12 protein-coding genes and 1 tRNA gene are annotated in these 20,290 nt (G+C 64.1%); 1 reads left to right on the plus strand and 12 read right to left on the minus strand.

The genetic code is table 11. From position 1 onward, the window contains the following. Positions 1 to 111: 111 nt before the first annotated feature. The 12 genes from L0B83_RS01275 to L0B83_RS01330 form a co-directional block, all read right to left on the minus strand. Positions 112 to 732 carry a hypothetical protein gene (locus L0B83_RS01275; RefSeq protein WP_234756242.1) on the minus strand — a complete coding sequence of 207 codons (621 nt, stop codon included), beginning with the start codon at positions 730 to 732 and terminating at the stop codon, positions 112 to 114. A gap of 169 nt (positions 733 to 901) precedes the next feature. Then, positions 902 to 1,906, minus strand: a complete 1,005-nt coding sequence (locus L0B83_RS01280; RefSeq protein WP_234756244.1) for a dTDP-glucose 4,6-dehydratase — start codon at positions 1,904 to 1,906, stop codon at positions 902 to 904. A gap of 31 nt (positions 1,907 to 1,937) precedes the next feature. Then, positions 1,938 to 3,320, minus strand: coding sequence for a nucleotide sugar dehydrogenase (locus L0B83_RS01285; protein WP_234756246.1), 1,383 nt, complete (start codon positions 3,318 to 3,320; stop codon positions 1,938 to 1,940). Positions 3,321 to 3,812: 492 nt separating this feature from the next. Continuing rightward, on the minus strand, positions 3,813 to 6,491 hold the full coding sequence (locus L0B83_RS01290) for a helix-turn-helix transcriptional regulator (RefSeq protein ID WP_234756248.1): 2,679 nt from the start codon (positions 6,489 to 6,491) through the stop codon (positions 3,813 to 3,815). Further along, positions 6,488 to 9,103, minus strand: coding sequence for a helix-turn-helix transcriptional regulator (locus L0B83_RS19825; protein ID WP_234756250.1), 2,616 nt, complete (start codon positions 9,101 to 9,103; stop codon positions 6,488 to 6,490). Before L0B83_RS19825 ends, L0B83_RS01290 begins: the two co-directional genes overlap by 4 nt. A gap of 365 nt (positions 9,104 to 9,468) precedes the next feature. Continuing rightward, complete coding sequence (locus tag L0B83_RS01300; protein ID WP_234756252.1) at positions 9,469 to 12,228, minus strand: LuxR C-terminal-related transcriptional regulator; 2,760 nt, start codon at positions 12,226 to 12,228, stop codon at positions 9,469 to 9,471. Beyond that, entirely contained in the window at positions 12,206 to 14,836 is a 2,631-nt protein-coding gene (locus L0B83_RS19830) for a helix-turn-helix transcriptional regulator (protein WP_234756254.1), read from the minus strand. The genes L0B83_RS01300 and L0B83_RS19830 overlap by 23 nt, the downstream gene beginning before the upstream one ends. Positions 14,837 to 15,111: 275 nt before the next feature. Beyond that, on the minus strand, positions 15,112 to 15,696 hold the full coding sequence (gene pth, locus L0B83_RS01310) for an aminoacyl-tRNA hydrolase (RefSeq protein ID WP_234756256.1): 585 nt from the start codon (positions 15,694 to 15,696) through the stop codon (positions 15,112 to 15,114). A 98-nt stretch (positions 15,697 to 15,794) separates the two neighbouring features. Next, positions 15,795 to 16,391: a 50S ribosomal protein L25/general stress protein Ctc gene (locus tag L0B83_RS01315; RefSeq protein ID WP_234756259.1), complete on the minus strand. Its 597-nt coding sequence runs from the start codon at positions 16,389 to 16,391 to the stop codon at positions 15,795 to 15,797. Positions 16,392 to 16,655: 264 nt separating this feature from the next. Beyond that, on the minus strand, positions 16,656 to 17,636 hold the full coding sequence (locus tag L0B83_RS01320; RefSeq protein WP_234756261.1) for a ribose-phosphate diphosphokinase: 981 nt from the start codon (positions 17,634 to 17,636) through the stop codon (positions 16,656 to 16,658). Beyond that, positions 17,633 to 19,141 (minus strand): bifunctional UDP-N-acetylglucosamine diphosphorylase/glucosamine-1-phosphate N-acetyltransferase GlmU, encoded by a 1,509-nt coding sequence (gene glmU / locus L0B83_RS01325; protein WP_234756263.1) that lies wholly within the window; start codon positions 19,139 to 19,141, stop codon positions 17,633 to 17,635. The genes L0B83_RS01320 and glmU overlap by 4 nt, the downstream gene beginning before the upstream one ends. A gap of 153 nt (positions 19,142 to 19,294) precedes the next feature. Then, positions 19,295 to 19,366, minus strand: a tRNA-Gln gene (locus L0B83_RS01330). A 276-nt stretch (positions 19,367 to 19,642) separates the two neighbouring features. Between L0B83_RS01330 and L0B83_RS01335 the strand changes: the two genes are divergently transcribed. Beyond that, positions 19,643 to 20,242 (plus strand): TetR/AcrR family transcriptional regulator, encoded by a 600-nt coding sequence (locus L0B83_RS01335; protein WP_234756578.1) that lies wholly within the window; start codon positions 19,643 to 19,645, stop codon positions 20,240 to 20,242. The last annotated feature ends 48 nt before the right edge of the window (positions 20,243 to 20,290 follow it).

A 20,290-nucleotide genomic window follows, 5' to 3' on the forward strand; every position in this document is an offset into this window, starting at 1 on the left:
GGTGCTTCCCGTTGCCGTGCTGAAACAGTTTCTTTAGCCACTGCATGGATACCTCCGGTGTTCCAAGGACTGTCTGTGCCGGGTGGTTTGGACGGCTCCGGCGGCCGGTGCTTACTGCACTTGGCTGACCGTGACGATGTTCAGCCACGGTCCTGCGGGAACCTGGTCCCGCGGCACGAATTGCCAGTCCACCTTGTCGGACTCGCCATCAAGATCGGAGAAGCCAAGGCACCCGTTGAGTGCGGGCGAGACGTCCATTCCGGCCCCGTTGAACTTCTTGTTCGCCGGACGGGCGTCGTTGGAGCCGAAAACGTAGTCCTTGTCGTGATACTCACCCGGACCGGCATCTTCAATCTGTCCGTAGCATTCGCGGTTTCCCATCCGGATCCGGACCCATTGGTTCTTCATATAGCTGAACGACCGGTTCTGGGCGTTGCCCGCGAAACCCGGATCGTTGGCCCACGGGATGACGCTGGCCCGCTCCGCGAAGGCGACGGGATCGTTGACGTCATCGTAGGGAAGATCGAGATAGAACGGGTTCTGCTTCGGAGTCATGCTGTTGGGCGCGTAACCTTTGGCCTGCGTTCTCGCCTCGGTCTTGCAGCCGTTATTCACTACACCGTCGCAGCCTCCGTAGTTTTGCATCCACTTGGAGTCGTACGTCGACGTCACCTGGCTGCCGTCCGCCGCCTTGGGATCAAAGATCTCTCCGACCCAAAAGGTCGTTGCCACGATCCCCCTGTGCCACGGATACCGGCCGGCGGTACTCGGGCCCGGGGCCGGCCCCGGGCCCGAGCAGGCCGCCGTCAGCAGGGTAAGGACCGCAAGTACGGCCATGCCGCCCCGCCTGTTCCACACAACCAGTCGCCTTTCCTTACGCTGCAGGGTATCGCCCCTTCGTTCACGACGCGAGGGTAATCTTCCACGCTGCGGGATCGAGGACTTTTGCCGGTTTGTAGTCTGCCGCGACGTTGAGGATGATCTCATCCAAGGTGGTCTTCGGCTCGAAGCCAACAAGCGCGAAGGACTTGCTGTTGTCCGGAACCCTCCGGCGCATGTCCTCGTAACCTTCCGAGTACGCCTGCTCATAGGGCACCAAGGTGATGTCGCTCCCGCTCCCAAGGAGTTCGACGATCCTTTCGGCCAGCGTCAGGATGGAAATTTCGTGGCTCCCGCCAAGGTTGTAGGCATTTCCGTACGCAAGCGGTTCCTCGGAAATCCGGACGAGGGCCGGAACGATGTCGCCGACGTAGGAGAAGCACCTGGTTTGGTGCCCGTCTCCGTAAACCGTCAAGGGCTCACCGGCGAGCGCCTGCCGCACGAGCCGCGGAACAACCATTCCGTAGCGGCCTGTCTGCCGCGGACCCACCGTGTTGAAGAGCCGCACGATGGCAACCGGCAACCCGAATTGGCGCCAGTATGCGTGCGCGAATGCCTCGTCGATACCCTTGGCGGCCGCATAGGTCCAGCGGGATTTGAGCGCGGAACCAAGGATGCGGTCTGCTTCCTCCGAGAGGCTGTCCGAGGTGTTCTTGCCGTAGATCTCGCTTGTGGATGCCAGCAACAGCGAGGCACCTGATTCGAGGACCGAGTCCAGTACCACTTCGGTTCCATGGATATTCGTGCGGAGGCTCTCCAGCGGGTGGTCGACAATCAGATTGACGCCGACCGCGGCGGCCAGATGGAAGACCCTGTCGGCACCCGCCACCACCCTGTCCACTGCGTCGCGGTCCAGGATGCTGCCCTCGACGAAGTGGAAGTTCCTGTGGCCGATGACGCCTTTGAGGTTCTCCAGGCGCCCGGTCGACAAGTTGTCCAGCACGGCGACTTCGTCCCCGGCTGCCAACAAGTGCTCCACAAGGTGGCTTCCTATGAACCCGGCACCGCCGGTTATTGCTGTTTTCATTACTCCTGCTTCCGTTGAAAACCTGGTGGGTCTAGAGCCGGGTGACGTTGTCGGCCTTGGGCAAGCGGTAGGTCGTGTCCAGGACTGCGGGCGCTCCGGCCAGCCAGTCAAGGTCCATTTGGCTGTGCCTCGTGTGCAGGATCACCAGGTCCGCACCCCAGTCAGCAGGCGATTGCTCAGAGTGGAGGGTTCCTCCATGACCGTCGGGAGCCGTCTGGCACCAAGGATCGAAAAACGCCACTTCCGCTCCGTCGGCGATCAAGGCGGCAATGATTTCCAACGCCGGGGATTCCCGGAGGTCTTCGACGTCGGGCTTGTATGCCACACCGAGCACCATGACGCGGGCACCGGCAACACCGTGGTTGCGGTCCGACAGGATACGCCGGGCCTTCTCCACCACTTGGTGCGGCCTGCCTGCGATCCCCGCCATGGCTTGCTCGATCACCGGAGCCGTCAATCGCGCTTTGCGCAGTTGCCACAGCAAGTAGTGGGGGTCGCACGGTATGCAGTGGCCGCCGACTCCAGGGCCAGGTGTGAACGCCATGAATCCATACGGCTTGGTGGACGCCGCATCGATGACATCCATGACTTCCATGTTGAGTTCGTGGCAGATGTCGGCGAATTCGTTGGCCAAGGCGATGTTGACGGCCCGGAACGTGTTCTCCACCAGCTTGGTCATCTCTGCGACATCGGCGGACGGCACAACGTGGACCAGTTTGGTGCTGGCGCTCAAGAGCCTTTCGGCAGCTTCGCCGCAGGCCGCTGTCACGCCACCGACTACGCGGGGGACGTCTTCGTGGGAGAACGAATCCACGCCGGGGTTGATGCGCTCGGGCGAGAACGCCACGTACACGTCCCGGCCTGGAATAAGTCCCCTCGCGGCCAGGGGCAAAGCCAGGAGGTCGCGGGTGGATCCGACGTACGTGGTGGAGGTCAGCATCAGCAGCTGGCCAGCGGTGGCGAAGTCCACCACCGAGGCACAGGCCGCACGGAGAATGGAAAGGTCCGGAACCAGGTACTCATCCACGGGAGTGGGAACGCACACAACCACTGCCGCCGCGTGGGAAAGCAAGGACAAATCGCTGCTCAGCATGAAGGTCGGGTCCAGCAGCGCGTTGCTGAGCCGCTCCCTGTCGGAGTCCAGAAGATCTGCCCGTTGCTCCCGGATCACGGCGAGGCGCGCATCGGATACGTCAAGGCCGAGCACACGCCGGCCGGAAGCGTTGATGGCGAGGGCGGTGGGCAGGCCGACATAGCCCATGCCCACAATCGCCACGTCGAAAGTAAACGCCTGATCCTGTGTGGTTGTCAGTGTTGCCGCGCCCTCAGGCCAAGCCGGTGCTTGTGTGTGCAGGGCCTGCGGGCCCCCGTGGGGGTTTGCCTTGAGGGTCTTTACCTTCGTGTTCGGTGCCATGGTCAGTCGGCCTCCCGGTGCCTGTTGTCTCCAGTGTGAAAGAAAGCCGGCGGCGGAACCGGACGTGCCCTGGTCTCAGAGGGCACATGACCGCCCGCCGCCGGCTCGATGGTGGGGTTGCCCGCCGAATGCGGGAAACCGGTTGCATTGGAGTTGTCTTCTCGCTGGATCACCGGGTGGTTTTCCTGGAGCAATGAACTTTTCCTGCGTTTCATCTCGAGACCCACTTATCCCCAAATGAGTGGCGGTTGCCATCACGAAAAGCGTATGAACGGCCCCCCGACGCGGGCGCGAGTGGGCCCTACCCGTCTTTGGATGCGCGGGCCCTTCGGCGGCCTTTCACTACCCGTCCGAGCACTTTTAACCACTCGAATCGATACTCGCTTTCAGGCCTTCCGGCATGCGCACGCCTCGTGGAGGGCACGACGGCGGACGGCGGCTTCGCGGAAAACGCCCACTTACCGCAGTGGTCAACCCGGCCGCGCCCGGCGGCTAGCCCAGCCCCTGGACGCCGTGCTCACCGTTCATTAAGTCTTCGCGGTGGCTGATGCCAAGCTTGGCAAACATGCGGTACAAGTGGCCTTCGACGGTGCGCAATGACAGGCCCAAGCCAAGCGCAATGTCCTTGTTACTCGATCCCGACTGCACGAGCGTCGCGATTTCCTGTTCACGCCGTGTCAGCTTCTGGAGGTCCGGGGAGGCTCCCTCAAGGGCCGGGCCAGCCTTGTCCAGGGCGGCGGTGCGGCGTTTGAGGAGTCGCTGGCCTTCGAGCTGGCGGGCCTTGTCCCCCCTGCTTTCGAGGATGCGCAAGGCATGGCTGGCACAGTCGGCGGCGGCGAGCTCCAGTCCGTCCTTGGCGGCCACATCACTCAGTTCGATGAGGCGATCCGCGTCCTTGTGCGCGAGGGCAAGACCGACGCTCAACGCGAACTCCGCGGTTCGGCCTTCGCTGCCTTCGGCGACTGCTACGAGGCGACGCGCCACACTGGAATCTCCCAGCCTCAGGACCAACATCAGGATGTCGATCTCGGCGCCGATAGCTCCGTCCGCGGCCGCGGAGTCCGCAAGGGCCATGAGCCTCGCGATCGCCGTTTGCGTTCCGGTGTGCTCGGCTTTCGCAACTGCCGCATGGCCTTGTGCCAGCAACGACGGGTGCATGCCTTCCCGGATCAATGCGTCGTATTCATTCGCATACGTCATCGCGGTTTCGCGGCGTTTCAGGATCGAGGCCGCGTAGGCGGCGGCAGCAACGGCGTCGGGCAAGTCGCTCGCCATGTCGGAGACGCGCAGCATGCTGACCGCCTGCCGAAGCCTGGGCAGGGCCACCCCGAGGTCTCCCCGGCGGAGGTCCACCATCCCGGCAGCCAAGTGCAGCATCCCGCCTGAATAGATCAAGGAATTCGGTGCCTGGGAGATGTGGTTCTTGAGGAACGTGTCAAGGACACCGAGTTCGCCAGCCTGTTGCAAGGCCAGGATGTAGCGGCGCATCACCATTCCTGCGTACTGGAGGCTCCAGTCGCCGTTCGTGAGGACCATCTCCTGGATCTCCATCAGAATCTGGATGGCGGAGACCGGCCGTCCCGTGACGGCCATGGCCTCTGCGAGGAGGGTGCCTGCCACGAGGCGTGACTCGTCGTCCGCCTCTTTCCAGATTTCGCGGAGTTCCCGCTCTGTCTCGAGGTAGTGGCCTTCGGTTTGGAAGCCTTCGAGCGAAAGGAGCCTGCTTCCGAGCTTCCCCCGCTCCAGTTCTCCGGGGTCGACGCCCTGACGGGATTCGGCGAGCCGGGCCAAGGCCGCTTCCCATTCGTATGCCGCCTGTTTGATGGCATTCGGCCCCACGCCTTCTTTCCCGGCAAGCTGGGCCGCAAGCATCGAGGAGTGCCGGATCGTCCGCGGATCATTCGTCCGGTCCACGATCCCCGCCAGCGAGGACACCGATCCCTTGATGTCGCCCCGGTACCATTTGGCCCGTGCCACCTCTACCTGGGCCGCCAGCCTCAAGGAGGGATCCTTGATCGCACCGGCCACCCGCTCCACGTAGCTGGGGATGAACAACCGGTTTGCCAGCCGGGCCGCTTCCAGGATGTCGGAGTCCGGAACCTCGGTGCCCGATTCCAGTCCCCAGGAGACGTAGCGCAGAAGCCCGTCCATGGTCTTCGGCTTGGCCTCCAGGAGGCTCGCGACGCGCCGCCGGATGGTCATGCTGTGGGCCGTCGGCACCAGCTGGCGGATCACTTCGCCAACCAGCGGCTGGGCCAGCCGGACATGCCGCTCCGGATCGGACGCGATCTCGATGAAATGCAGTTCCTGAAGTTCGTCCACGGCGTTGGAATCGCTGGCCCTTTGCACGACGCTCAGCGGAACAGGTTCCGCGAGCGCCACGGTCTCCAAGGTGTCGCGCTGCGCGGGGCCCAGCATCAGGATCTCGTTCCGGACGAGGTCCATCAAACGCACGCTGGTTCCCCGAAGCTCACCGGAAAGCATCCAGGCGTCGTTGCGGCAGACCAACTGGCCCACCGACTTGGCGTTTTCGATGAGTTCCAGCAGGAACATCGGGTTCCCGCCCGAGTACTTGCAAAGGACTGCGCTGGTCCCCTGGACAACCGGCGCGTCCAAGGCCTGGGCACAAAGTTGATTGACTTCCTGCTCGTTGAGCGGCTGCAAGTCGAATCGATCCACGAGTCCCTCAGACCACATCGAGAAGACCTCTGCGGGCGGCGCGGGATACGGACGGCACAAGAACACGACCTTGGCGGCTTCCGCGGCCGCCAACTGGGCCAGGACAGCCACACTGCTTTCATCGATGTGGTGCGCGTCTTCCACGATCAGCACCGCCGGTGCCGGGTGCGGCTGGCCCGCCGGGTTCAACGCCGCGACCACGGCACGCAGGACCGACAAGGGTTCGTTGATCTGGCTCGGCGTCAAGGCCGTCAACAGCGGTGCCAAGGCAGCGAACGGTACCGACGCCAGGGTTGGGCCGGCAAAGACCCTGAAGGGGCGGATACGTTGTCCCAATTCATGCACGACTTCGTTAATTAATGCAGTCTTGCCGATGCCCGCATCACCGAAAAGCAGGACTCCGGGGCCGTTGACGTCGAGCAGGCAGTCGACGACGGCCGCCATCATATTGATTCGTCCGACGAGCGCATCGGCCGCAACCACTTCAGTCATTTCGCACCACCTTCGACATTGCCGAGCGCGAAGCTCAGCTCAGAGCGTTCAACGATTTTCAGCTTGCCGAAGATCTGGTAGAGATGCCCCTCCACCGTGCGGACTGAAACATGCAGCTTCGCGGCAATGCCCTTGTTGCTCTCGCGGTTCGCCGCAAGCCTGGCGATCTCCATCTCGCGGGCGGTCAGCTTCAATCCCTCTTGGTTTCCGCTGCGTGGAGTGCGCAAGCGCTGCCGGCACGTCTCCGCGAGCTGCCGCGCCTTCCTGAGGATCGCTTTGTCCAACTGGACCTGGTTCAGCTGCAATACCGTCTCGGCGATATCGAAGGCGAACCGGTCGTTCTGCATGTCCTCGGCCAACCGTGCCGCCTCAAGAAGAAGCTCCGCGCTTCCGGACATCGTCGCCCGGGCGTACGCAACGCAGAGCCCCGCGAACCGTCCTTGGCAGCGCAGTGCCGTGTCCAGGAGCCGCGGGGCCGCTGCCACCGCGCCAAGCCGAACGGCTGAACTGAGGCAAATGATCTCGTGACCGGGGGCGCCCTCGTCCCGGTCGGCGTCGGCCAAGCGGAGAAGCTCCTCGACGGCGGCGTCCGGGCCGTCGACACCAGCCCGGGCCAACGCAGCGAGGTACCTTTTCGTCCGTTCCTTCCGCCACGTCGGCCGGCGCAACTGCGTGGAAGCTTCCCTCAGGTAGCGCAGGGCCTGCTCCGGTTCGCCTTGCAAGGCCGCAGCGTAGGCCGCTGCGGTGCAGGCGACATCCAACATGCCTTCGTTGTCCTGGACCCGCAATTGGCTGATCACCGGAATGAGCACGTCCAAACCGTCCTGGCCGCGCCCCTGGAGGCACCGGAAGATCGCCTTGGGAAGATCGATCGCTGTGGGAAGGGCCTCGGCGGCGGAAACCAGGAGGTCGTCGCCGGGTTGGACCATTTCCGCTTCTTTGTCCCATCGCCCGGCGAGGACGAAGGTGAACCGCAGCCGCGATGTGGCGCGCCGGGCCGCGGCGACCGAAACAGCCGGATCATGGCAGTCAGCCATCAGTTGTTCCGCCATGTCCGCCGCCTCGGATTGGCGTCCCGTCAGGGCCCAGGCCTCGCACAGCCAGCTTCCGGCAAGGAGGCGGAACTCGGTGCCGTGCGACTCGAAATCTTGAAGAACTTCTTCAAGGCTTGCCGCCATCTCAGCGTAGGAACCCGAATAGCTGGCCGCCTGCGATTCGGCGAGGACGAGTTGTTCCCGAAGTATGGCGATATCCCGCCCTTCGCCGGCTTCGTCTCCGAGCCGCTGCCGGACCTGGGCGAGCGTTTCGCAAGCCTGGGCCGTGGTTTCGGGAAGCGCCAGGAGGACGGCTGCCTCGGCCAGCTTGATCCGGACCCATTCGGCAAGCGAGGCTTCGTCCCCGGGTTCATTGACGTGTTGGGCCAACACCTGCCGGGCCGAAGCGACGTCGCCGAGAGTCATCAGCGCGCGGGCTTCCTCGGCGACTGCCCCGGGCACGGTCGAGTAGCCGGGAATGGACCGGACCAAGCGCAGGGCCAGCCGCGCATCAAGTTGCCGGTTCGCCATCGCGGCAGCTTCAAGCGCTTCTTCCCTCCCCAGCTTGGCTCCGCAGTCCAAAGCCCAAGCGGCCATGGATAGCAACATCGACCGTTGGCCAAGGGCCGGATCCATCGACTTAAGGAGCAGAGTCCGGAGTTCGTTGCTGCGGCCAGGGGGAACGTTCGCCCGGACCACATCACCGACCAGCTGGCTTTGGAGGTGGGCCATCCTGGGCAGCGAATCGTCGACGACAAGGACGCTCCTTTTCTCAAGGGAGTCCACATCGTCCGCCGAAGCCAGTGTCAGCAAGGATTCCAAGGGAACGGCCCCGACCAATGAAAGGATTTCCAAGACTTTGCGCTCACCGTCGCCCAAGCGTCCAAGCCGCGTGGTGATGAGATCGGTGATTGCCCTGCCGTGCTGTTCGCTCCGGGCCGTCAGGACCCAGACGCCGTCGCTTTTCAGGAGCGAACCGGATTCCGCCAGCTCCGCTGCGAGCATCTTGAGGTAGTGGGGGTTGCCCCCGCTTGCCGTCCACAGGGCATGGGCACCGGCCGCCGAGACCGGTGCTCCGAGCCCGGCTTCGAGCCAAATGTGCGATTCCTGGAAAGTCAGTGGTTTGAGGTCGATCCGGTGCAGGAACCCGTCCCCGCAAAGCCGCGTGATCTCGCCGGAGAGCCGCTGCGGGTCGGTGCAGGTCAGGACGAGTTGCGCTGTTCCGTTCCTCGCGAGTTGGCCCAGAGTCATGGCCGCCAACTCATCAAGCTCGGTTGCGTTTTCGATGACCAGGTACACCGGCTTTCCCTCGGAGCGCTCACGGAGCAGATTGCTGAGCGCCGACAGCACCAGGACCGGATGCGCCAGGTGTCCGGGGTCGAGATCGCTCAGGAGCATATTGAGCGCGCCGTAAGGTGTCCTCGCCAACGCTGCGCTGCCGCGGATGACGACGACGAACGAGCTTGCGCGCAGTTCGTTCACCGCGCGGGCAGTCAAGTAGCTCTTGCCGCTTCCCGACGGCCCCGCAACAAGGACGCCACCCTTGGAAGCTGCCAGCGCATCGGCGATGTCCTTCACAGCGGCCCTGGGTCCAATCGGCGGCCACGCCGTCGAGATTACCGATTTGCCTCCCGTTCCAGCAGACGGCGACGGACCCGAAGATGCGTGGAACGCCTGGTACCGGGACCCGTTCCCGGACCGGACGGCGTGGACCGTAGATGCACTGCCTGCTGTCAACATGAGCGAGACCCCCAGTGATCGAGTGGTGACACCCCCCAATTAACCAGCTGGCCGTCAGGCCCACACCAGTAGTGAGTACTCGAGTTTCACACTGGGGGATACTCGAATGCGGGTGTGAGTACCTTTCCCCCGGGCCGCCGGTACTCGCGGCTGGTCCCTTCGACTCGACGGGAACTACTACTCCCCCGCGGTCCCCTCCCGGCTCAGCCCGTACTCGGCGCACCGTGCGCGACGGCGGCGGCACCGGCGAGTTCGTCCCTGCCGGTGATTCCCAATTTCGAATAGCAGCGGTACAGGTGCCCTTCGACGGTCCGGACCGAGATAAGCAGCGTGTCCGCAATCTGCCGGTCGCTGAGGCCCTGGACCGCCAGGTTGACGATGTCCCATTCCCTCCTGGTCAGTTTCGGCACCGCGGACTCGTTCCGTGCTTCCTCACCGCCCTGGCCAAGTTCCTCGTTGCAGTGCACCAGCCCGGCGCGCGCAACGGCACTGAGCTCTTTGCTGTTGCCGCGATCCGCTGCTTCCAACGCCGCGCCATAAGCCTTCGCAGCCAGATGGTAGACGGTGGCCGCCTGCAGCTTCTCACCCGCGGACACGTAGCGGGCGGCTCCCCCGAACTTAAGTGCCCTCCCGTACTCGGCGAACGCTTGTGCCCATTCGCCCTCGGTCGCAGCCGCGGATTCACAAAAGCGGTCCAAGCTGCTGGTGTCGCCCAGGCTGAGCGCAAGCTCAAGGGCATGAAGTTCAAGGTACGTGGCGTTTCGCTTCGCCGCGTCGTCAGCGCTTTGGCGCAATGCCTCCACGCCGGAGCCATCCGCGTTGAGGAGTTCAAGACCGGCGGCGAAAAAGCTGTCTGCCTGTGAGGCGAGAAGGTGGGTGCCGTGTTGTCCCCACGCCCTGTAGTCCGTCCGGAACCGTTCGGCTTCCGGCTGCGAGGAGCCGGCTGCGGCATAGAAAGCCATGGCAGCGCACAGTCCGAAGAGATTCTGCGGGTCGCTGTCCCTCAAGGCTTCGAGTCCCGCGGTCAGCAAGGGCAAGGCGTCGCCGGATTTTCCCTGCCTGATGGCGATGTACCCGGCCACCACGTAAGCAGCGCCGCCCAAGGACGCCATCGAGACACCTGACGATTCGTAGTATCTGTCGAGGAGCCCCTGCGCATCCTTCCAGTCACCCACAGCCAGTGCGCAGATGACGAGGCGGGCGGAGATGAAGTCGGGGATGAAGTAGACATCGTTCTCCTGAGGCTGTGCCAAGGCGGCGGCTTCGAGAACCAACAGCCTCGCCTGGCGCCCGCGGCCGAGCGCGCACAGCATTTCCGACTTCAGCGCCAGCGCCAAGGCCCTGAACAGCGGGGCCAAGGAGCCTTCCACGGTTTCCGACTGGAGGAGTACCCGCTCCAGTTCGGAGCCCAGGCGCTCATAGTCACCCTCCACGGAGCTGGCAAGCAGGCCGATCACGGTGGCGGCGAGCGTCACCTCGGCCTGCGCGGCCGGCGTCCGCTGGCCCTCGAGCCCGGGCTGCTGTTCGCCCCAGTCGCGGAGTACCTCGGCCTCCGCGCGGATCAATGAAGCTGACTGTCCGACGGCGGCACGCGTGACCGCGCGAAGAACGCTGGCGGCAACGACTTGGGAGGCCCCGGCGTCGCCATCCTGTGTTTCTTGGGCCAGGACCGCCGCTGCCTCGTCCCGGCGTCCGAGATTGAAGTATGAGCGGGCCATAACCGCTTGGCCAATCGATTGCCATTGCACATCCCGCACCGCAGCCGCCATGCGCAAGGCGGTCTCGCTCTGCAGTAGCTTCGCCGACAGGACCGCCGCCCGGATCAGAAGACGGTCAGGCACGTCCGCGCCGCAGTCAAGAGACCACGTCACCATCCGCAAGAGGGAATCCGGGTTGTCCTCCAAGACATCCATCCGGGAGATCAGTTGCCGGTGCAGCTGAAGGCTTTGTGCGGCCGGGACGATGCTTCTCAGCACTTCCCCGTAGACCGGATTGACGAGCCGGAGGTTCGGCAACCCATTGCCTCCTGGCTTGATCAGATGCTGGTCAAGCAATTCCTGGACGGCCGCTTCACCGGCCACAACCTTAATCAAAGTCTCGTCCACAGGCTCTGCCAATGCGATTAAGTTCAAGGCTTCCCTGGCACCGGCCGAAATCCGCAACAGCTGAAGTTTGACGACGGCCTCAAGCTTGACCGTGTGGACCGGTGTTGCCGCAGTCTTGAGCCAAACGCCGTTCCGCTGGACCAGGCTACCCGAACTCTGGGCCTCGCGGACAAGGGTCTTCAGAAGAAGCGTATTGCCGCCGGCCTCGGTCCAGAAACCCTGGCTCGTGCTGTTGAGGACGATTCCTCCGAGCAATGCCTCACACAGCTCGTGGCCTTGCTCAGCAGTCAAAGGCTCCAGGTCGAACCACTCGGCGGTCCCCTCGTGCCACATCCGCAGGAGCGGTCCCGGAACTCCCGGCCGTGGAACGCATGCTGCCACTACCTTGGCCCATCCTGCCTGGACCAGCTCGGTCAGCATCTCCGAGGTGGCGTCGTCCAGGTAATGTGCGTCATCAACGAGCAGCAAAGCCGGTCCGCTGCCTACGCGGATGCTTTCCAGGTAGTCCCACAGCGATCGAAGCACGGCAACCCGTGAGGCTATGTCCGCGGGTGAGAGGTGGGCAAGAAAGGGGGCCAGTACCCCATACGGGACAGCGGTCAGTGACGGACTCGCGTGAATCGGCACCACCGCGCGTTCCCCGTCAAAAACGCGGGCCAGCTGGGTCAGGAGGGATGTCGCGCCGAGGCCGGAATCGCCAACGATGAAGACGGCCGAGCAATCATCCGCACGGATGGCAGCGGTGATTCCGGGCAGCAGATGGCCAAAATCGATCCACGACTCAGGCGGCCGGGTGCCGGGTTCTCCGGCTCGGCCGTGCACCGCCGCAGCGTTGTCATGACTGCGCGGTTCCTTCAAGCTCGCTCCTCGATGAGATTCCCATTTTCGTGAAGATTTGATACAGGTGGCCTTCGACTGTGCGAACCGAAACTTGCAACTGGTTGGCTACCTCTTTGTTACTCAACCCTTGACTGGCCATCTTTGCAACCTGACGCTCCCGTTCCGTCAGTTCGGGTCCGAAAGTGTGCGGGGTCAAGGGCAGCACCGGCACATTGCCGATCAAGCGGTCCAGCCGTTGCTGTGCCAGCCTTGCGGACGCTGAATCGCCGGCTTCCCGGGCGATGTCCAAGGCCAGGACGGCACACCGGGACTCCACCGCATCCAATTTCAGTTCCTGGGCAACCGAAGCGGCAAGGAGCAGGGTTTTTGGATCCTTCTTGCGGGTTCCCTCCGCCACCATCCGGTTCACCGCGGCCATCTTGCCCTGGCGGCGGGATGAAACCTGTTCCAGGAGCAACAGCTCGTCCTCGGTGCCGTGGACTGTGGCGCCGAAGAGGCTGATGGACGCCGTCGTGATCCGTCCTTTCGCCAAATCCCGGTTGGCCGACTCGATGAGGCTCTGTTTCGCGCCCGGATCCTTCAGCCATCGCCTGGCCATCTTGACGCAGAATTCGGCCATCCAGGCGGGGAACCAGGCGGTCTCCGCTTGTCCCTTCTCGGCCAGTTCGAGGAAAGTCCGGGATTCTTTCACGTCCCCGGCCTGGGCGTAGGCGAAAGCGAGGGCGGAGTAGGCCAAAGCCGGCCCGTAGTAGTTGCGCCTGATCTCCAACTGCGCCTGGGCGCCCAGCAAGGTGTCGATCGCGACTGAAGCCCGTCCGGCGTAGGTGTAGGAAACGCCAAGGGCCAATTCGGCGGCGCCGCCGAGGTAATGGATGTTCTTCGGTTGCTGGTCGAGGGTCGCCGTCAGCATCCGCGCCACCTCCTCCCACTGTCCGCTGCACAGGAGTGCGGCAAACAAGCCTTCGGACAACCAGTTGTGCAAGCGCGGCCGCGCCTTGGCGCGCTGTATCTTGTGCCGCAGATCGCGCGCCAGCTCGATCGCTTCCATCTCCCTTCCCAAGACGGCCCAGGCCATGGTCAGCAGGCTCCCGCAGCTCAGCCTTTGTTGAAGATCGATCCCGTTCCGGTACTCCTGCTCCAAGGCGTCGGCAACGTCCGCATACTCTCCCTGATGGACATGGAGCTCGAAACTCGCGAGCCTGAGCAGCCCGCATGCCCGTTCGATTTCTGTGGCATCCGCTTCGGCTTCCCGTGATCGGCGGGAAAGGTCCTCCCGGGCCTCCGCAATGAGGCCGGGTATTTGGAGGTGGCCACCGGGAATCCACAGCAGCGCACTGCAAAGTTCCTGGACATAGTCCGCATAGTCATACGCCGGAAGGCGCCGAAGCTGCTCGGGCGTCACATCCTTCAAAGCTGCGACCGCGGCCTCGTGCTCGGCCAGAATGACGTGGGAAACACAGCGTTGCTGGGCGGCCGCAACCCATTCCTTGTCCTCGCGGCCGATCTGCCGGGCGCATTCCAACGCGAACCATGGATCGAATTGCTTGTTCGCGGCCGTCGCCGCGGCCAGTGCCACTCCCGGTTCGAGGCTTTCGCGCACGTTCAGCGTGGAAGAGGCGAAGCCCAGGAGCGCCTCGGCATCCAAGTCCCTCGTCATGCTGCCGACCACCCCGGCGGCAAGCCGGCGCAGTTCATTTCGCCGTGGCAGGTCCATCCAACCGCGAATGACCTCGCCCATATACTCGTCGCGCAGGGTCACCCGGCGGGCCCCTGCCGGTTCCACGCGGAGGTACCCGGACCACTCCATCTCCGCAACCACTTCAGGGTCCAGGACGTCCAGCAGAACGGCGAGCGGGGCGGTCCGTATGAGGGCGAGCAGCTCCAGGGCTTCCCGGACCGCGGGCCTCTCCCGGGCCAGGCGCGAGCGGACCAGGTCGGTGAGAACCTCGGCGGACGAAAGGTGGATTTCGCCCTTCATCGCCCAGACCTGCCCGGCCAGGTGCAGGTTGCCTGAGCGGAGCTGTTCGGTGACGATGGCCTGGAGCGCCAAGGGATTGCCACCGCTGGACGCGTGCAAAGCGCTTGCAGCCGTAGCGGTCACCCGTTTTCCCAGGACGCCGCTCAGCAATTTGGCAACTTCCGCCCGGGAGAAAGCCTGGAGTTCCACTTCGTCCAGCAGGCCGTCCTTCAACAGCCTGATCAGGTCTTCGGGCATATCCGTGGCTTGGCGGACAGTGACGAGGAGCTTCGCTGTCCCACTGATTAACAAGTGCATCAAAAGGGCGGTGCTCATGGTGTCCAGGGCAGGCAGCCCCGACAGCACCACGAGCACGTCGCGCCCGGCGGCGTCCGAACTGATCACATGCGAGATTCCGTGGATGATCGCGCCAGGGGAATCTGCGCCATCGACCGGCAGCCTCGCGACCAGATGGGAGAGAGCTCCGAACGGAATGCTGGCATCCGTGGAGCCATGGAGGTGCAGGACGTGGGTCTTTGGAGTGAGCCGGGCCTCGACCGAACGGGCGAACGTCGCTTTGCCGACGCCCGGAGCGCCAACCACCACCACTCCATACAAAGACGGGTCGCCGAGCGCGTCAATCACCGTGTTCTGAAGATCCTGCCGCACAAGCGAAGACCATTTGCGACGCTCCGCAGCGCCGAGTGGTTGCCGCTCCTTTGCGGGACGCTCTGTTTCAGATTCCGGTGTTGCTCGCAATGTAGATCACGCAACCTTCGCAGCTCTGGCGGACGTGACGTTCAGCGGGTCGTTTGTTTTGTTATTTCTCTTCCCCCCGAGCAGTGATTTGCAAAGTATCACAGCGATCGGAGCGAATCAATTAGTCAGTGTGCGAGCCATCAGGGTACTTGTTAACTATCGGGATGGGTGCGCGGGCTGCCCCGTTAGGCCTTGACCGGGTGGAACTTCTGCTGGGCGGCAAGCAAGCCCTGGGTCATCAACACTTCAACAGCATCTGCGGCTTCATCGAGGAGGAACGGCAGTTCCTTCTTCTCGGAAGCCCCAAAATCCCTGAGGACATAATCCGCAGTGTCCATCCTTCCGGGCGGCCTCCCTACCCCCACGCGGACCCGCAAATAGTCTTTTGTGGCCAGTGCCTTGGAAATGTCCCGCAGGCCGTTATGTCCGCCTTCTCCGCCGCCCATTTTCAACTTGACCGTATTGAAAGGAATATCAATTTCGTCGTGGACGGCAATAACGTGGTCCGGCGCTATGTCGAAGAACCTGGCCAGCCCGGAAACGGGTCCTCCGGAGACGTTCATGTAGGTCATGGGTTTCGCCAATACCACGCGCGGGCCGCCGATCCCCAGCCTGCCCTCGACCACTTGGGCCCGGGCCTTGTGGGCTTTGAAACTTCCGCCCATCCGCGAGGCAAGTTCGTCCAGGACCATCTGGCCGACGTTATGGCGGTTGTGGCTGTATTCGGCGCCGGGATTGCCAAGGCCTACGATCAGCCAAGTGTCTGTCATGGAGTCATCCTAGGGAATGAAGAGGGTGGAATGAAAAGGAAATGGCCGGGCCCCTCGGGGACCCGGCCACTCGAAGGCGTACGCCTGAGTAGTAGCAACTACTCGGCGGCAGGCGCCTCTTCCGTTTCTGCTGCTGCTGCTTCTTCTTCTTCGACGGCCGGAGCCTCTTCGGAGATGTTCACGATGAGCGTCTCGGGGTCGCTCAGCAGGGCTACGCCGCCAGGCAGGACAAGGTCGGAAGCGTGAACGTGCGCTCCGGCCTCGCGGCCTTCGATGCTGACCTCGACCGCGGTGGGCAGGTGGGTTGCCTCGGCCTCGAGGGAAACCGTCACGGCTTCCTGGTTGGCGATGGCGCCCGGAGCAACTTCGCCGGTCACGTGGACGGGGACGTCAACGGTGACCTTTTCGCCCTTGCGGACGGTCAGGAGGTCGATGTGCTCGATGATCTGCTTGATCGGGTCGCGCTGGATGTCCTTGACCAGGGCCAGGTGGTCCTCGCCGTTGATGTCCAGGGACAGCAGGGCGTTGGGGGTGCGGACGGCCAGGGTGGTGGAGCGGCCCGGAAGGTTGACGTGGATGGGCTCCGCGCCGTGGCCGTAGATGACGGCGGGGATCTGGCCGGCTGCGCGGGCGCGGCGGGCGAAACCCTTGCCGAATTCGGTGCGCAGTTCTGCTGCGAGCTTCTGCTCAGACATGTGTACTCCTTGATTACTGTGGCGCCGGCGGGTTGCCGGCAAGTCGATCAGCAAGGGCGGAGGTCTGTGGTGACCTTCCACGCCCGGCGGAGTTCCGGCCGCTGAGCAGCAGGTTCAATCCGCCTTCGTCGAAGGAGATTCAGACCCAGTCGATAACGGAGACCCGCAATCCTGGTTCACGCTTTCGTGCGAACCGGATGTGCTCTCCCTCGCCAAGGTATCCCCAAGAGTCTACCAGTGCCGCGGCAATGGCAGAAAACCAGGCTAGGCCTTGCCGTCGAAGAGGCTGGTGACGGAACCGTCGTCGAACACTTCACGGATGGCGCGCGCAATCAACGGTGCGATCGAGAGCACCGTGAGCTGCGGGAAGCGCTTGTCGGCCGGAATGGGCAGGGTGTTGGTGACCACCACCTCGCGGGCACCGGAATCCGCCAGTCGCTGCGCCGCCGGCTCGGAGAACACGGCGTGGGTGCATGCGATGATGACATCCTTGGCGCCGGCGTTCTTGAGGACCTGGACAGCGCCGGAGATCGTTCCGCCGGTGTCGATCATGTCGTCGATCAGGACGCAGGTGCGGCCGTCGATCTGCCCGACGACGGTCTTCGAGACGGCCTGGTTCGGTACGGTGAGGTCGCGGCTCTTGTGGACGAACGCCAAGGGCGCACCGCCAAGCCGCTCGGCCCACTGTTCCGCGACGCGGACGCGGCCGGTGTCCGGCGAGACAACGGTGATGTTGTCCGCTTCGACCCTCGTGCGGATGTAGTCGGCAAGCAGCGGAATGGCCATCAGGTGGTCCACAGGGCCGTCAAAGAACCCCTGGATCTGGGACGTGTGCAGGTCCACTGACATGATGCGGTCCGCGCCGGCGGTCTTGTAGAGGTCTGCCACCAAGCGGGCGGAAATCGGCTCGCGGCCGCGGCCCTTCTTATCCTGGCGGGCGTACGGGTAGAACGGCGATACCACCGTGATCCGCTTCGCGGAGGCCCGCTTCAGGGAATCGATCATGATCAACTGCTCCATGAGCCAGTTGTTCAGCGGGGCCGGGTGCGCCTGGATGACGAAGGCATCGGTGCCACGGACGCTCTCAGCTGAACGTACGTAGATCTCGCCGTTGGCGAAGTCGTAGGCGTCGATTGGCAGGAGTTCGGTTTCCAACTCCTTGGCGATTTCCTGCGCCAGCTCGGGGTGTGCCCGTCCGGCGGCGAGAACCAGTTTCTTCTCGCCGTGTGCGGTAATTTCGCTCATGCCTGTGTGCCCTCTTCTGTGGTTGCCGGAGTACTTGAGGAATCGGGGGTGGCAGTGGAGCCGAGCGCGGCTTGCGCAGCCTGCGCCAGTCGGGCCGAGTTGCTGCCCTGGCGGTTGGCGATGACCCAGCCTTCCGCATTCCGCTGGGGAGCGACACTCAACGTCAGGGCTCCGGCGGGAACGTCCTTGCGGATAATCGCACCGGCGCCGCTGTACGCGCCGTCACCGACCGTTACGGGGGCCACGAAGACCGTATTGGAACCGGTACGCACACCCGAGCCGATCACCGTGCGGTGCTTCTTCTCGCCGTCGTAGTTGGCCGTGATGTTGCCGCAGCCGATGTTGGTGTCCTCGCCGATCTCGGCGTCGCCCGCGTAGCCCAGGTGGGAAAGCTTGGAACCGCGGCCGATGGTCACGTTCTTGGTTTCGTAGAACGCGCCGATCTTGCCGGTCTCCCCAAGGACGGTGCCGGGACGCAGGTAGGTGAACGGGCCCACGCTGGCACCCGCGCCGATTGCCGAGCCCGAGCCGTGGGTGCGGGTCACCTTCGCGCCCTCGCCCACCGACACGTCGGTGAGGGTCGTGTCGGGGCCGACGACGGCGTCGCGCGCCACGGTGGTGGTGCCGTGGAGCTGGGTGTTCGGCAGGAGGCGGACATCTTCGTCCAAGGTGACAGTGGAGTCGATCCACGTGGTGGCCGGGTCAACGACCGTGACGCCGGAACGCATCCAGGCTTCGACGATGCGGCGGTTGTGCTCTGCGCCGAGCGCGGCGAGCTGGATACGGTCGTTGGCGCCCTCGACCTGCCAGCGGTCGGCGGTGACCACCGCCGAAACCCGGCCTCCGGCGTCGCGCGCCAATTCGAGAACGTCGGTGAGGTACTTTTCCTGCTGGATGTTCTCGGTGGTCACTTTGCGCAGCTGCTCGCGGAGCACTTTTGCGTCGAAGGCATAGATGCCGGAGTTGACCTCGCGGATGGAGCGCTCGGCATCGCTCGCGTCTTTGTGCTCGCGGATGCCCAGTACAGTGCCGTCCTCGGCACGAAGGATGCGGCCATAGCCGTTGGCGTCCTCGAGGACCGCCGTCAGGACCGTCACCGCGTTGCCCTCGGATTCATGCGTGGCAACAAGCTCGGAGAGGAGGGAACCGGTCAGCAAAGGCACGTCACCGTAGGTGACCACTACCGTGCCGGTGAGTTCCGCCTTCGCATCCAGGGCGTCAAGGGCCACTTCCACCGCTCGCCCGGTTCCCGGAATTTCGTCCTGGTCCACGATGACTGCGTCGGGATCGATAAGTTGAATGTGCCCGGCCACGAGGTCCCGTTCGTGGCGGACCACGAGGGCCAGCTGCCGGGGATCGATGGAACGTGCTGCGAGGATGGCGTGCGCCACCATGGAGCGTCCGCCGATTTCGTGAAGGATTTTGGGAGTCCGTGACTTCATGCGCGTACCGGCTCCGGCAGCTAGGACAATTACAGCGGCGGGGCCAGTAGTATCAGGGCTCACGAAGTCGCTCTCCTTGCTCGGTAACGTCCGGGCGGACCCGGCTGCGGCATCTGCTTCATCCTACTCTGGCCGATACACAGCCTTCCGCGCAGCCAGTGGACAGCTCGGGAGGGACAGTGCCTTCAGAGGCGGTGCCGGCAGACCACCGACAAGTTCCGCCCATAGGATTCGAACCTATACTCCACGGCTCCAAAGGCCGGGGTGCTGCCGTTACACCAGAGCGGACCGTGCGCACGCGGCTTTTGCGGACGCAGGGTCCGCGGGCTTCCGGATCGACCGGGTCGCACACACAAGAATCTAGTTTGCCATGACCATTGCGGTGTTCGCGACTTGGCGCATCCTCGAGTCCTTCCCGGCGGTAATGACCGGCCCTCCACAGGCCGCTTCGCCCTTGCCGTAAGGCATGATGGATGCGTGAGCAACAGCACAGGAATTCCCCCGCGATCGACGGGTTCCAGGGTGATCAACCACCCGCCTGCAGGCCAGGTTGCCCGTGCCCGGATGACGGCCTCCCAACGCCGCTCCCAGCTCATCGACATTGGCCGCGGCCTCTTCGCAGCCCGCGGCCTGGATGCCACCACCATCGACGAAGTCGCAGCCGCGGCGGGCGTATCCAAACCTGTGATTTACGAGCACTTCGGCTCGAAGGAAGGCCTCTATACGCAGGTTGTGGCGTTCGAATTCCAGATCCTCCTCGACGCCATCAACGAATCCCTCGCCGCCGAAGCCAAACCCCGCGTCCTCGTTGAACAGGCCGCTCTCGCCCTGCTCGGCTACATCGAAGAGCGGAGCGACGGCTTCCGGATCCTCATGCGCGACGCCCCGCCGTCGCAGCCCGAAGGCGCCTTCTCCACCCTGCTCTCCCATGTGGCCGATCGCGTGGAAGGCCTGCTCGCCGACGAGTTCTCCCGGCGCGGTTTCAGTGCCGCCGACGGAGCCATGTACGCCCAGATGCTGGTCGGCATGGTGGCGATGACCGGCAAATGGTGGTTGGACCACCGCGAGCCGGACAAACGCTCAGTAGCCGCCCACTTGGTCAACCTGGCATGGAATGGCCTGACGGGCCTGCAAAAGGACCCGGAGCTGCGGAGCGAGGCGTAGGGCCTGGGTTCGGCCGCCTTGCTTCGCCTTGGCGCATGTCCGTCGTCG

The organism is Arthrobacter alkaliphilus (genome assembly GCF_021483235.1).
Taxonomy (GTDB): domain Bacteria; phylum Actinomycetota; class Actinomycetes; order Actinomycetales; family Micrococcaceae; genus Arthrobacter; species Arthrobacter alkaliphilus.

Bases quoted from the DNA above. Each gene is read 5' to 3' on its own strand.
- L0B83_RS01290 (WP_234756248.1), bottom strand. From the start codon at position 6,491: ATGACTGAAGTGGTTGCGGCCGATGCGCTCGTCGGACGAATCAATATG.
- L0B83_RS01280 (WP_234756244.1), bottom strand. From the start codon at position 1,906: ATGAAAACAGCAATAACCGGCGGTGCCGGGTTCATAGGAAGCCACCTT.
- L0B83_RS01285 (WP_234756246.1), bottom strand. From the start codon at position 3,320: ATGGCACCGAACACGAAGGTAAAGACCCTCAAGGCAAACCCCCACGGG.
- L0B83_RS01320 (WP_234756261.1), bottom strand. From the start codon at position 17,636: ATGAGCGAAATTACCGCACACGGCGAGAAGAAACTGGTTCTCGCCGCC.
- pth (WP_234756256.1), bottom strand. From the start codon at position 15,696: ATGACAGACACTTGGCTGATCGTAGGCCTTGGCAATCCCGGCGCCGAA.
- L0B83_RS01315 (WP_234756259.1), bottom strand. From the start codon at position 16,391: ATGTCTGAGCAGAAGCTCGCAGCAGAACTGCGCACCGAATTCGGCAAG.
- L0B83_RS01335 (WP_234756578.1), top strand. From the start codon at position 19,643: ATGACGGCCTCCCAACGCCGCTCCCAGCTCATCGACATTGGCCGCGGC.